The organism is Plantibacter sp. CFBP 8798 (genome assembly GCF_014841195.1).
Lineage (GTDB): Bacteria > Actinomycetota > Actinomycetes > Actinomycetales > Microbacteriaceae > Plantibacter > Plantibacter auratus.
This window is the reverse complement of record NZ_JACYTS010000003.1, coordinates 77,983-90,575: the sequence shown is the minus strand read 5'-3', so window position 1 is coordinate 90,575 and position 12,593 is coordinate 77,983. Positions and strand designations below refer to the sequence as shown.

12 protein-coding genes are annotated in these 12,593 nt (G+C 64.7%); 5 read left to right on the top strand and 7 right to left on the bottom strand.

All coding sequences use genetic code 11. The features are described 5' to 3' along the window. Positions 1-449: 449 nt before the first annotated feature. The 3 genes from IFU30_RS13145 to IFU30_RS13135 all read right to left on the bottom strand — a co-directional run bounded on the left by IFU30_RS13145 (position 450) and on the right by IFU30_RS13135 (position 2,799). A complete protein-coding gene (locus tag IFU30_RS13145) occupies positions 450-998 on the bottom strand; it encodes a hypothetical protein (RefSeq protein ID WP_192005568.1) in 549 nt (182 codons plus the stop codon). 73 nt (positions 999-1,071) lie between these two features. Beyond that, complete coding sequence (locus IFU30_RS13140) at positions 1,072-2,151, bottom strand: ParA family protein (RefSeq protein ID WP_137243532.1); 1,080 nt, start codon at positions 2,149-2,151, stop codon at positions 1,072-1,074. A gap of 414 nt (positions 2,152-2,565) precedes the next feature. After that, positions 2,566-2,799, bottom strand: coding sequence for a hypothetical protein (locus tag IFU30_RS13135; protein WP_137243531.1), 234 nt, complete (start codon positions 2,797-2,799; stop codon positions 2,566-2,568). A gap of 60 nt (positions 2,800-2,859) precedes the next feature. Between IFU30_RS13135 and IFU30_RS13130 the strand changes: the two genes are divergently transcribed. Continuing rightward, positions 2,860-3,519 (top strand): DUF6338 family protein, encoded by a 660-nt coding sequence (locus tag IFU30_RS13130; protein WP_137243530.1) that lies wholly within the window; start codon positions 2,860-2,862, stop codon positions 3,517-3,519. A gap of 290 nt (positions 3,520-3,809) precedes the next feature. On the opposite strand, the gene IFU30_RS13125 is transcribed toward IFU30_RS13130, so the two are convergent. Beyond that, on the bottom strand, positions 3,810-4,022 hold the full coding sequence (locus IFU30_RS13125; protein ID WP_137243529.1) for a hypothetical protein: 213 nt from the start codon (positions 4,020-4,022) through the stop codon (positions 3,810-3,812). Positions 4,023-4,274: 252 nt separating this feature from the next. On the opposite strand from IFU30_RS13125, the gene IFU30_RS13120 reads away from it, so the two are divergent. Both IFU30_RS13120 and IFU30_RS13115 read left to right on the top strand, forming a co-directional pair. After that, on the top strand, positions 4,275-4,865 hold the full coding sequence (locus IFU30_RS13120; RefSeq protein WP_137243528.1) for a hypothetical protein: 591 nt from the start codon (positions 4,275-4,277) through the stop codon (positions 4,863-4,865). A gap of 721 nt (positions 4,866-5,586) precedes the next feature. Further along, the gene (locus tag IFU30_RS13115) at positions 5,587-6,093 is read left to right on the top strand and encodes a DUF6301 family protein (RefSeq protein WP_192005567.1); all 507 of its coding nucleotides are present in this window, start codon (positions 5,587-5,589) and stop codon (positions 6,091-6,093) included. A gap of 22 nt (positions 6,094-6,115) precedes the next feature. Here IFU30_RS13115 and IFU30_RS13110 read toward each other — a convergent pair whose 3' ends face one another. Continuing rightward, the gene (locus IFU30_RS13110) at positions 6,116-7,540 is read right to left on the bottom strand and encodes an MFS transporter (protein WP_192005566.1); all 1,425 of its coding nucleotides are present in this window, start codon (positions 7,538-7,540) and stop codon (positions 6,116-6,118) included. A 173-nt stretch (positions 7,541-7,713) separates the two neighbouring features. On the opposite strand from IFU30_RS13110, the gene IFU30_RS13105 reads away from it, so the two are divergent. Both IFU30_RS13105 and IFU30_RS13100 read left to right on the top strand, forming a co-directional pair. Beyond that, positions 7,714-8,583 (top strand): helix-turn-helix transcriptional regulator, encoded by an 870-nt coding sequence (locus tag IFU30_RS13105; protein WP_192005565.1) that lies wholly within the window; start codon positions 7,714-7,716, stop codon positions 8,581-8,583. 17 nt (positions 8,584-8,600) lie between these two features. Continuing rightward, a complete protein-coding gene (locus IFU30_RS13100; protein ID WP_192005564.1) occupies positions 8,601-9,569 on the top strand; it encodes an aldo/keto reductase in 969 nt (322 codons plus the stop codon). A 69-nt stretch (positions 9,570-9,638) separates the two neighbouring features. On the opposite strand, the gene IFU30_RS13095 is transcribed toward IFU30_RS13100, so the two are convergent. Then, positions 9,639-10,646: a hypothetical protein gene (locus IFU30_RS13095; RefSeq protein ID WP_192005563.1), complete on the bottom strand. Its 1,008-nt coding sequence runs from the start codon at positions 10,644-10,646 to the stop codon at positions 9,639-9,641. A 185-nt stretch (positions 10,647-10,831) separates the two neighbouring features. Further along, positions 10,832-12,469 carry an ATP-binding protein gene (locus tag IFU30_RS13090; RefSeq protein ID WP_192005561.1) on the bottom strand — a complete coding sequence of 546 codons (1,638 nt, stop codon included), beginning with the start codon at positions 12,467-12,469 and terminating at the stop codon, positions 10,832-10,834. Between the last annotated feature and the right edge of the window lie 124 nt (positions 12,470-12,593).

Sequence of the window (12,593 nt, the reverse complement as noted above, 5' to 3'; positions counted from 1 at the left end):
CTCCACGAGTGGCGCACCCTTGCTTAAACCGCTCGTGATCGCGGCGAACACATGTACTGCTGGGCAGCGCTCTAGCACTCGATCACGTTCTTCTCAGGGCGCCAGGTGGCTCCACAACGCGCACCCAGCCATTGTTCGCAAGCGAGGTGTCCATGACGTCGACGCAACGTCAGTGTGATCGACATGAATGCCTAAGCTGCGACGAACTCAACAGGCCTAATGAAATAAGGTATATTATCGGCTAGATGTCAGGCGAGTTGTCCACAGGCGGGGAAACCCTTGAGCCGACCGTTTTCTCGTCTGGAGAACGAACACCAGGATGAGCATCGCGGCCGCAGCCTCCACCAGGATGAGGAATAGGTAGAAGACGTCACCACGGCTACCAGGCCACCGAGGCCACAGACCGGCGAGATGGATCAACGCCGCCGCGAGCACTACGAGAGGGAATGTCAAAGAGAAGCTGCGATGAGACGGGTCACTAGGCCGATCTTCTGGAGAGCTTCGTCAGTCATTTCTTTATCGATTGGATACCGTCGACTGCGCGGGGGCGTCGGATCTAGATCCGCCTCATGAACGATGAGATTCCGGCGGTCGATGATCAGGCCCCAGTCCTTTTTCGCCACCTGACTTGGCGAAAGTTTGCCCTGCTTCTTGGTTCCGAGATCCGTGGCGATCGTTTGCCAGATCTCTGTGTTGCTCACTAGTCGGCAAGCCGCGGCGACCTTGTCGGGGTGTTGGAAGGACAAATGGCCGTGCTGGGAGCGGATCTCCGCTTCGAATCGTACGGCAGCGTCAGGCACGGACCGGCCAGCCTGGTGGGTGCTCGAGATGGGAATTTTGAAGGTCGCGAATCCGGCTGGCCAAGTCGATTGTGGACGGCCGTGCCACTCCAGCATTCTGACGCGAACCTCCTCATGAATGAAGTGGTCGAATGCGCTGACACCCTGCATGTAGGCAGCGCGGTAGAGGTCAGACAAGTCGACTGCCGGTGTGACCATGTTGCGGAGCGATCCAGCGGTTGCCGACAGATCAAGCGCGCGTTGTAGGTTCGTCTCGAAGGCCGCCAGCTCGCTAGCCGGCACTGTCGGCGCTGTCGTCGAGCTGCATCAGTCCCGTTATCCGAGTCGCGAGTGCCTCAAACTGTTCATTGAAGCTGTCCCTGGAATCCTCCCAGTTCTCGCGAACAGCGCCCTTTCCACCGAGCTGTTCTGTTGAAAGCGCGTAGATAGGTGTCAGCGACTCCTGAGACTTCGCGATGAGGCTGTTGAACTCCGCAATCTGCGCGAGCGAGAGGTTCCGACTGACGTCGAACTGCTCGTACATCTCCCACGGCAGCAGGAGCCCCTCCCTCTCCAGCGGGGGGACGAGCTTGGTCTCGACTGCTTCGTTCAGCTCGTCTATCCAGGCCTGGAAGGACGCAGCAGGCTGGCCCGCTCTGGGGCGGAACTTCTGGATGATAGTGCCTAGGATCCGAAGGTTCGGTGCCGGGAAGGGGTATGAGGCCTCCTGCAGCACTGGCAGGGAAGCAGCGTCGCGCGCCCAGTTGATCCACTTGGGGAGGACACGAGAGAGTGAGTCAACAGCCATTACTGAGAAGAAGTCGGGAGCAGACGGAATAATGGCGTAATCGGCAGTCGAAACCAAGTTCTGATTCACGGGCCCCAGCCCGGGGCTCACATCAATCAGGACCACGTCAGCATCCACTGTCTCGGCTGTTACGTCGATCAGGTAGTTCAAGCTCCCGGGCAAGTTTTTGAGCGCTTGTATGGCGCTACTCAGTTCCTGCGCGATCCCCAGGGTGTTTTCGTATTCCGACAGTCTCAGATCGCCTGCGAGCAGATGTAGACCAGGCCGGGCTTCAATCGGCACCAGATCGACGGGATCGATTGACTTCGGGAGTGCTTCGAAGGCCGGCATGAGTCCTGAGCGGATGGTGGCTGCAGACGCACCCTGCAGGCGGTAGAAGTCCTCCAGCTCAGAAGCCTGCTTGTACCCCAAGACCATCCCCGTCAAGTTGCACTGGGGGTCAGCATCTACCATCACGACGGTCTTACCTTGTTCGGCAAGCTTCCAACCCAGGTTGAAAGTCGTCGTGGTCTTGCTGACGCCGCCCTTGTGATTGAACAGGACTACTTTTTTGGCTACGGTCACAATCTTGACTATGTCAGTCGGCAGCAGAAACGGCCAGCAGGGACGTCCCTACCATTGATGCGCCTGCGCCCTGCATTGCTCACCGACCAGGAGTGCCAGGCTGCCGTGGCCTGCGTGGAGCTGCTCGAGCATCCAGAGAAGGTGCTCGCTTGCTGTCCCTACCGATCGGGGAGCACGGGGAGCTGTTGGCGGGCGCGATTTGGCACTTGAGCTGCTCCTTCGTAACCACCGCGCCGTCTATAACGCCAAGAGTCACCCGATTGATCGGACTGTCGGCGGTCGGTTGCGGAACACGTGCATGGAGCACACCAGAGGCGACGTCATCAGCAGGAACACCCCCGGTGGGTTGCCGCAGCGGACACTGGCGCCGAAAAGCCGCAGCTCGAGCAAGGTTCAGTCGTCTGGTGTCTCCGCTCAGCTGGTGATGTTGAGTGGTTGACCGGTGTAGGCGAAGTCAATGTGGACGTGGTTGAAGAAGTCCTCGATTTCGGTCAGGTGCGGCCAGCTCTCTCCGCTGCGGCACTGAATCTGACCGATTCGTGTTCCGTCCGGGGCGACGGATGACAACAGGCCGATGAGCGCGAGGGCGTTGAACTGCACTGCGCGGACGTCGAGCTTGCAGCCTTCTACGGCGGTGCCATTGGCCATGTTCTGGCCCTGCGTTGATCGTTATCCTGTCGGAATGAACGACAGAAAAGGTGGCAGCTAATGACCTTGCCTACAGACGGCTTCGGCATCCTCTCCTACCTGGCTTTGATTGTTCCTGGTGTCATCTTCATCCTCGTTCGGTCGCAGTTTCGAGGGTTCCGAGACGTTGACCGAACCGTGGGCGGTCGTCTCTTTTTCGCGTTCGTCGTCAGCGTGATCTTTGACTCCATCTACACGGCGATTCTCGGACCTTCCGTCCTGCAGCGTCTGCAGTCTGAGGCAACCATCACTCCTGGCGATGTCGCAGGTGCTGCCTGGCTGTTCATCGCAATGGGAATTGTCATACCCGCGATCTCATCGTGGGTGATTTACGGCGACGGAAAGATACTCAGACCTCTTCACAGGGCGGCTCGGAGTTTGCGCGCGAGACTGACAGACTCGCGCTACGAGGGCACTCCTACCGCATGGGACTTGGCCACGACGACGACGGACGCGACCTGGGTGCGGGTCCGTCTGGATGACGAGACGTGGGTCGGCGGCCGGTTCGGCAACGACTCGTATTTCAGTACCTACCCCGAGCCACGAGACATCTTCATAGAGAAGCAATATGTCATGAGTAAGCGGGGGGAATTCGAGGGCCCGGTTCCGAGTGGGGCGGGCGTGTGGGTGGCTGTTACCGACGCCTATCTAGTTGAATGGCTGCACGACGCTGAGGAGTGAGGAACAAACGATGCCCAAGAATGACAAGCAAGGCTCAGATCCCGTTTCGAAGGGTAGCCGGCCGCATCGTGCGAATGAGGGAGCGCGCCCTCGATCTGTTACAGGTAGCGGTGCTGGATCGCCCACGCCTTCTTCCGGCAAGCCTCCGGCTGGCCCTTCCGGAGTATCTTCTCCCAAGAATTAGGTCGGTTCTGGTCGCCGGCGCTAGTCACACGGGGCCGCGCTCGCTCGTAAACTCTGGTTGAGCCACGTTGCGTCGGGTTCGCGGTCACTGCCTTTGCGACCGGGCCTCAGATGTCGCGGTAGCGGACGACGATGTCTGTGCTCGGGGTGATGCGCACCACGTACCGCACGTCGGGGCCGACGCTGATGTTCACCCACTCCTCGCCGTTCGCGATCGCGTTCATCAGCTGCTGCTGGACGTCAGGCACATCGCCCTTGATGACGTCGGACAGGTGGACTCCGCCGACGTAGATCTCGTCGAAGCGTTCTTCGGTGCTCATACCCGCAGCGTAGACGGCCGGCTTAGTTTCTTGCTCTTTGCTCTTGTCCTTCTGTGCAAGAGCGCTATCGGTGACCGTCTTCGCAGCCGCGGACGATCGCGAGCTGCTGAGGACCTTGCTGGTGGCGGTGGCGGCTGCACACTGTCGTTCCTCACCCATTCGAGCGCCTGTCGCCTGCGGTGAGGGGGCACGTAGGCGACAGTAGGAGTGACCAGCGCGCATGGCGGCGATGGATCCCGCTACCCTCCCTTCATGGAACCGGATGCGATCGTATGGAACTCGACACTTCCCGATGAGCTCTACGGGGCCATAGGGCGGGTCGCTCACGCCAGTGCTCTTCTCGATGCAATGCTAAGCGAGCTAGCCGAACACCTGACTGGCAATGTCGAAACCTGGGTGTTCGTGGCCGGACAGAGCACTGAGTGGCTCATCCAGATGTGCCGCGTCCTTCTCGATGAGACAGCAGATCCTCAGAAGGACCGGTACTCCGCTGACTTTCATGAAGCCTTACGCGGGTATCTCGGTCGGGCAAGCGAATTGCGCAACGCACGAAACAGGGTCATCCACGGCACCTGGAGCAAGGCTCGATACGCCGAGAAGCCGCTGCCCCGACTGTGGGGGGACTCGAACGTCGGTCGAATCTTCTGGGTCTCGCGGGATCGCCAGAGGCGAAGTCTCGAAGACCAACCAATGACGGTTCAGGACGTCCATCGGTTGGCGGATGAGATCAGTCTTGTGACCGCGGGCGTCATTCAAGCCTGGAGAGCTGTCACACCTCATGAGCCGGAATGGCCCCCGTTCCGACGTTGGCGTGACCTTGGATTCGATTCCGACGAAGAATAGGCGCTCCGAGGACGAGCTGGTTGCGGTGTCAATGGACTGCGCGCGGGTGTCTCCGGATTCCGCGTGTCGAGCTGCCCGAGAAGTTAGGGAACCGGGTGCTACTGGCGATGGTGGTCTAGTTTCAGTAGAGCGTCGCCCGGCTCATACTCGACAGGCCCCCAAGTGCATCTGCTTGGGCCACCCGTTTGTGCTGACTATCCGTCAACATCGAGCCAAATTGTCGGGAAACAGGCGGCCGCCGGAAACGATCGTTTCTGACCACCCGCCAGTCGGTCCGGCGATGTGGCGAGATTCCGCTTGTGTCGGGTGCGCAGAACTCGTTGTCGAAACCCGAGCTGCTCGAAACCGCAGAGGGTGGGTTTCGCCCGGGAGCCGGATTGATGACGGCAGGGGGCAATGTTCCACCCGACGAGCGCAGGGGAGCAGGGTGGCGACGGCGTTCTCATTCGCGAAGTACAGATGACAGCAACGCGGGACCGGTGTGGCAAACTTCAACGAACCGTGGCGTGGAAATTCCCTGATCAGAGGACCACCGCGGATCGCCACGGACCCCATCGCCCTCACTCGTAATGAGAAGGTCAAGGGTTCGATTCCCTTGGGCGGCTCCACCAGCATCACCCGGCCGTTGCCCTGGAACATCCAGGTCAGCGGCTGTTCTGGTTTTCGGGAGGCTCCTCGTCCGCCGCCGAATCCTGTGCGGAGACAGCCGTAGGATGACCGGATGGGTGCACTCGCCAGAACCACGGACGCACAGATCGATGCCGTCTGCGAGGCCTTCACGTCGGTGTCGTGGCCGCTGGGTCGCGACGACTTCACGGCGCTCGCGGAGCGTCTCGGGTGGCAGCTCAAACTGGAGACGTCGAGCGGTGTGCAGCACCGTTCCGGGTATCACGTGAACCTGCCGACCGTTCGTTCGCTCGTCGCAGATGAAGCGATCTCCCAGGTCGTGATCGCGGTCTCCGACAAGAGCGACGACCCCGGCGCGCTGCGGAGTGCCGCTCAGGAGCTGCAGTCGTCGCTGAGCGGGCACCTTGGTCAGCCCGCCGGATCCCAGGGCGGAGACCCGTACTGGGAACTGGCGAACGGCGGCAGGATCTGGCTGAAGACGGTGCCCAAGAAGGTGCTGCTCGTCGTCAAGGACCAGCGGTTCGCCGACGTGGAGCGGGGCGAGGAGCGGCTGGGCATCGACCCCGGCCGCACGCCGGGCGCCGGTGACGGCCCTGACTGATCCCGTCTGGTCGACTGCGGCGTCATGACGACCCGTCCGCCGGCCTGATGAACACGCTCGCGATCGCGGTGAGGAGGATGAGCGCCGCGGCGATGACGAGGCTGAGTTGCAGCCCGGCGATGAATCCCGTCGAGCCGGTGAGGAGCGCCCCGAAGACTGCGATGGCGACCGCACCGCCGAGTTGACGGAAGGTGTTGAAGACCGCACTCGCGGTGCCGGCGCGCGATGCCGGGACGCTCGCGAGGACCACGGAGGTCACCGGGGGCATCGCCACGGAACCTCCCGCGGCGGTGAAGCACGCGAAGACACCCACCCAGATCGGCGACCCCAGGTGCGCAGTGGCGACGGTGCCGACGAGCCCGACCACCATGAGGAGCAACCCCGCCACGATCGGGACGCGCACCCCGAACCGGTTGGCGACGGTGCCACTGACGATGTTGCCGACGACGGCGAAGAGGGCCGACGGGAGGAACACCAGGCCCGCGAGCAGCGGCGGCAGTCCGAGCTGCTGCTGCAGGAACAGACTCAGGACGAACACCGTCCCGAAGTTGCTCACCATGAACGCGAATCCGACGGCGAGGGCGAGGCGCATACCGCTCGATCGGAACAGGTCCAAAGGCATCATCGGGTGCGCGCTCCTGGCCTGGATGACGAGGAACCCGACGATGCCGACCAGCGCGACGCCGAGGCTGGCGACCACGACGGGACTGGCGAACCCGTCCGACCCGCCCTCGATGAGTCCGAACACCAGCGCCGTCGACGCGATGAGCCAGACGAACTGTCCGGCCCAGTCGAACGGCTCGGGCCGTGACGGGGATGATGCGACCGTCCTGAGCAGCAGGAGCATCATGATGCAGACGGGCAGGTTGATCCCGAACACCAGCCGCCAGTCGATGGTCGTCAACGCGCCGCCGAGGACCGGCCCGAGCGCGGTGGCGACCGCGCCGCCGACCGCCCAGATGCCCAGCGCGCGAGCGCGCTCGCGCCCACCGGGGAACGCCTCACGGATGAGCGCCATGGACGCCGGCAGCATCAACGCCGCACCGGCGCCCTGCAGGGCTCGAGCGGCGATGAGGACACCGATCGACGGGGCCACCGCACACGCGATCGACGTGACAAGGAAGACGGTGATGCCGACGCCGAACGCCCGTTTCGCGCCGAACCGCTCCGAGAGGTTGCCGGCGAGGAGCAGGAGGGCCGCGAACAGCACCGTGTAGGCGTCGATCACCCACTGCAGCGATGCCGTCGTTCCACCGAGGTCTCGCGCGACGCTGGTGAGCGCGATGGTGACGATGAGGATGTCGAGGGTGATCAGGAAGAACCCGAGCGCAGCCAGCAGCAGCGTCAGGCGTTGTCGCGGCTTCCGGCCTCCACGGTCGGCGAGGTCGTCGTCCGGGGCCGGTGATGACACGCGGTGTGCTGCCGCGTTCCCGTGGTCGATCTGCATCCCTCGATCACACACCACCGGCGACGAAGCAGGGATACTCCGCCAGGGCACGTCTCACGGCGGCGCGAGCACGTGCGACGCTGCGCGCCTGCCCGGACGGCTTCCACGAGGTCGAGGATGGGTGTCCTGCGGGAACACCCCAGCGCCGGAGGCCGCGTCATATCGTTGTCGGCATGGACAATCGAGACGAGGTGCGCGAGTTCCTGACGACCCGTCGGGACCGACTCACGCCAGAGCAGGTGGAGCTGCCTGGCGGAACGAATCGACGCGTGCCTGGGCTGCGTCGCACCGAGGTCGCGATGCTCGCCGGAGTGAGCGTCGAGTATTACTCGCGTCTCGAGCGCGGGAACCTCTCGGGGGTGTCGGAGGCGGTCCTCGACGCGATCGGCACCGCACTGCGGTTGGACGACGCGGAGCGCTCCCACCTCATGGACCTCGCTCGTGCGGCGAACGAATCGCCGATCCGGGCCCGCCGACGGTCTGCGCCGGCCGGCGTGCGGCCCGGTATGCAACTCGCCCTCGACTCCATCACCGCAGGCCCGGCGTTCGTCCGGAACGGTCGGATGGACGTCCTCGCCGAGAACGCGCTCTTCCGCGCGCTGTACGCCGACCTCTACGCGCTCCCGGAGCGCCCGGTGAACCTGGCTCGGTTCGTGTTCCTGCACCGCGACCTCGCGGAGGCGTTCTATCCGAGCTGGTCGACCTCGGCCGACATCAACGTCGCCATCCTCCGCACCGAGGCGGGGCGCAACCCGCACGATCGGGCCCTGCAGGACCTGGTGGGTGAGCTGTCCACGCGCAGCGAGGAGTTCCGCGTCCGTTGGGGCGCGCACAACGTCCGCCATCACACGTCCGGCGAGAAGGTGTTCCATCACCCGGTCGTCGGCGAGCTCCGCATGATCTACGAGGCGATGGAGCCGATGGACCAGCCCGGCCTGAGCTTCCTGATCTACAGTGCCGAACCCGGCTCGCCGAGCGAGGAGTCACTCAAGCTCCTCGCCAGCTGGGCGGCCACCTTCGAACACCCCTCGCCCCACCACTGAAGCAAGGAGCACCAAGCATGGAGTACACCCGCCTCGGAGCGACCGGACTCCGCGTCAGTCGCCTCGCACTCGGTTGCATGACCTACGGCGATCCGAACCGCGGACTCCACCGTTGGACCCTGGACGAAGCGGCGTCCGCGCCGTTCTTCCGGCAGGCGGTCGAGCTGGGGATCACGTTCTGGGAAACTGCGAACGTCTACCAGCAGGGCAGCGGCGAGGAGTACGTCGGACGCGCGATCAAGCGGTTCAGTCGCCGTGAGGACATCGTCCTCGCGACGAAGGTCTCGGGGAGGATGCATGACGGGCCCGGGGGTTCGGGACTCTCCCGAATGGCCATCCTCGAACAGGTCGACGCGTCGTTGCGACGACTCGGGACCGACCACATCGACGTGTACTACGTCCACCGTTTCGATGAGGAGACGCCGGTCGAGGAGACGATGCGAGCGCTCGACGACATCGTCCGCGCGGGGAAGGTGCGCTACCTCGGCGCCTCCTCCATGTACGCCTGGCAGTTTGCGAAGCTGCAAACGGCCGCAGCGGTCAACGGGCTGACGTCCTTCGTCGCGATGGAGAACCAGTACAACCTGCTGAAACGCGAAGAGGAACGGGAGATGATCCCGATGTGCGCGGACACCGGCGTCGGTCTCACGCCGTACTCGCCGAACGGCAAAGGACGACTCGCCCGGCCGCGCGGCGCAGCCACGGATCGCTCGAACATCGACGAGGTGGCGAAGGCGTTCGACACAGACGCCGACGGCCCGATCATCGACGCCGTCGAGGCGATCGCCGTCGAGCGAGGAATCCCGATGGCGCAGGTCGCACTGGCCTGGGTCCTGCGGAACCCGACGGTCGCAGCTCCCATCATCGGTGCCACCAAACCGGCCCACCTCACGGATGCCGCCGCCGCGCTGGACGTGCAGTTGACGGACGACGAGGTCGCGAGGCTCGAATCCCCCTATGTGACGCAAGCGCCCTTCTGGTGGTGAGCATCGCTCGGCCCGGGCGCCGGTGCCGACACTGACCGGTCCCCGTCCGGTCGACTGCTGCGGTGCCGCTCAGAGCGTCGTGATCCGCAGGGTGCTCGCGTATCCGTCGACAAGCGCAACCGACTGCTTCCAGTAGGCGTCCTCGATCGCGGCGTCGACCTTCGCCTCCACGCTGCCGTGCTCGTCAGGCAGCAGGAGCAGGACGGTGCCTCGGCGGGTGCTGGCAACGGCCTGGGCACCCGGACTCGACTGGACGACACTGTCGATCAGCCGGCTGACGAGGTCGTTCGCGTGCGCCACGCCGTAGGCGTCTTTGACCACGGTGAGATCGACGATCTCGATGGAGTGGACCACAGAACCCGGGTGGTCACGATGGAGCGCCCAGAGCCGACGGACCGTCGTGAAGCAACCGGGTCCTCCGCTCGCCCGCCGGCTGGAGAGCTCTTCGATTCGCAGGAACACCAGGACCAACGTGGTGACGACGACGAACACCAGGTTGATCACCGTTGTGATCTCGGTGTTGAAGTACCGCTCGAACACATCGCCACGGGGGCCCTGGAGACCGAAGACGACGGCGCGCGCACCGCTGTATGACGCGTGAAGTGCGTGCACGATGGTCATCGCCCAACTCACCCGGAACGACCCGAAGAGACCCCTCCGCGATTCGACTGCGGTCAGCACGGCGAAGAGGCTCAGGCTCAGGAGTTTCGGGACGACCCCCGCCCAGTTCGGACCTCGGGACTCGGGCAAGAACGTCAGGATCATGACGATCAGCACGACCGTGACGACCAGCCAGAACTGGATCCGTCGGCCGTTGAACGCCTGGCAGCCCAGCCAGACGAACCCGACAGCCCCGACCATCGCGCCGTTCCCCACCGCCACGACCAAGGGTGGATGCCCCAGCCCCGTCGCGGCGAGGTAGGAAGCGGTGCACAGGACGGCGAGCATGGAGGCGGTGAGCCAGAGGTTGATGTACCTTCCGGACAGCGACTGACGGCTGTCGACGACGAACAACAGCGCACACGACCCGGCAACCAGCACGGATACGGCGAGCAGGACGAAGGTCTCGGAATTCATCGGTCCTCCGCATCGTCGCGCCTACCCGTTTCGCCAGCACTCTAGTCCTCTCACGCCCTTCGCCGTCGAGGCTCGATGGGTATCGCTCGCACGGTCACGTCAGGACAGCCCCGGGAACGGTCGATGGCCTCCGACGGTTCGTCGACGCGCACTGCGCCGCCGTGCCGATCGCCTCGTCGGTGTCGTCAGCCGACCGTGCGCTTCCGACGGGCCAGCGGCAAGCGGACGATGAAGGTCGTCCCGGGGTCTCCGGTGGCGAACGCCTCGATCGTGCCGCGGTGTGCCTGCGCGATGGATCTGGCGATGGTGAGTCCGAGGCCCGAGCCGCGGATCGTCTCCTCGCGCACGTTCCCGGCTCGGTGGAACCGTTCGAAGACCCGGGTGAGTTCGTCCGTCGGGATGCCGATGCCCGTGTCGGTGACGCGGATGATCGCATCCACGCCGTCCGAGCGCACGCTCAGGAAGATCTCGCCGGCACGGGTGTAGGTCACCGCGTTGTCGAGCATGATCGAGAGCAACTCGCGGAGGCGTGCTCGATCGCCGACGAGCTGCGGCGTCGGCACGACAGCCGTGCGCAGCTCCACGCCGTCGGGCAGGCCGAGTCGTCGTCGCTCGTCGGCCGCCTCCAGGACGATGGCGCTGAGGTCGACGGGTTCGTCGGTGATCTCCAGGTGGGGTGCACTCGCTTCGAGGAACTGTTCAGCCAGACGCCCGAGATGATCGGCGCTCCGGCGGATGACGGTGAGCTGGGCCTGCACCCGGGGCGCGACGTCCGCGTCGTCCTCGAGCATGTCGAGGTACCCGAGGATGCTCGTGAGCGGTGTCCGGAGTTCGTGGCTGAGGCTCGTGAGCGACTCGGTGCGCATCCGGACGGCTTCGGTGAGCTCGGTCACGTCCTGTCCGACCAGGAGCGCTCCGTTCGGTTCGCCGTCCGCGCCACTGACCGGTCGGCCGTTCGCGACGAGGGCTCGTTGCTTGCCGGGAGGCCCCACCCAGTAGAAGAAGTCGCGGACGTCCTGTCCATCGAGAACCCGCACGACCGGTTGGTCCTCCGTCGCCAGCGGGGTGACGCCGTCCGCCGCCCAGATGAAACGGGCGCCCCCGGTCGACGCGTCGTAGCCGGCCAGCGCCGCGAGTTCCACAGCGAGCCGGTTGTTGAGGATCTGGTCTCCGTGCTCGTCGAAGAAGACCAGCCCGACGTTCACCTCGTCGGCGACGGTGCGGAGCATCACGGCCAGCCTGTTCTGCCGCTCCAAAGCTTCGACCTTCGCCTCGCCCTCGGCCCGCACGCTTGCCTGGGCTCGTTCGAACCGCTGCGACTGCAGGCCGACGGCGAGGATGACCAGCACCAGCAGGAGGGTGAGCGCGACGAGTTCGCTCCGGTCCCGCGCGCTCTCGGGAGCCTCGCCGTACAGCAGGCTGGGCAGCCAGATGACGAGCACGCTCCCCACGAGAGCGAGGACGACGCCGAGGCGCCCGAAGCTGTAGGACAGCCAGAGCACCGGGAAGGCGAGTAGCACGATCGATGCGCCGAGGACGGGGGACACCGCATGGTTCACGAGTCCCACGACGGCGAGGTCGGCGCTGACGAGGGTGAGCGCCCACGGGCGCGCGATCCGCTCCCACGGAAGCACGAGTGTCGCGACGAGCGCGAGTCCCATGACGGCCCAAGCCAGTTGGAGCTCGGTGACCCGGAGGACGGCCGGACTGGTGGTGCCGACGATCGCCGTGACGATCCCCACGCCCAGCGCCAGCGGACCCTGACTCCGGCTCAAGAGGCCGAACCGGGGGTGGTGCTCCGTGCCTTCGATCCAGCGTGGCATCGGGCCTCCCAGGTGTCCCGCCCGGTGTCGGGCCAGTTCACTGTATCGCCGCCGTGATCGATGGCGGCTCCCTTGATCCGCCCTCATCCGACGGCCTATGTGCTGGACGCGTCCGCCTCCGTGG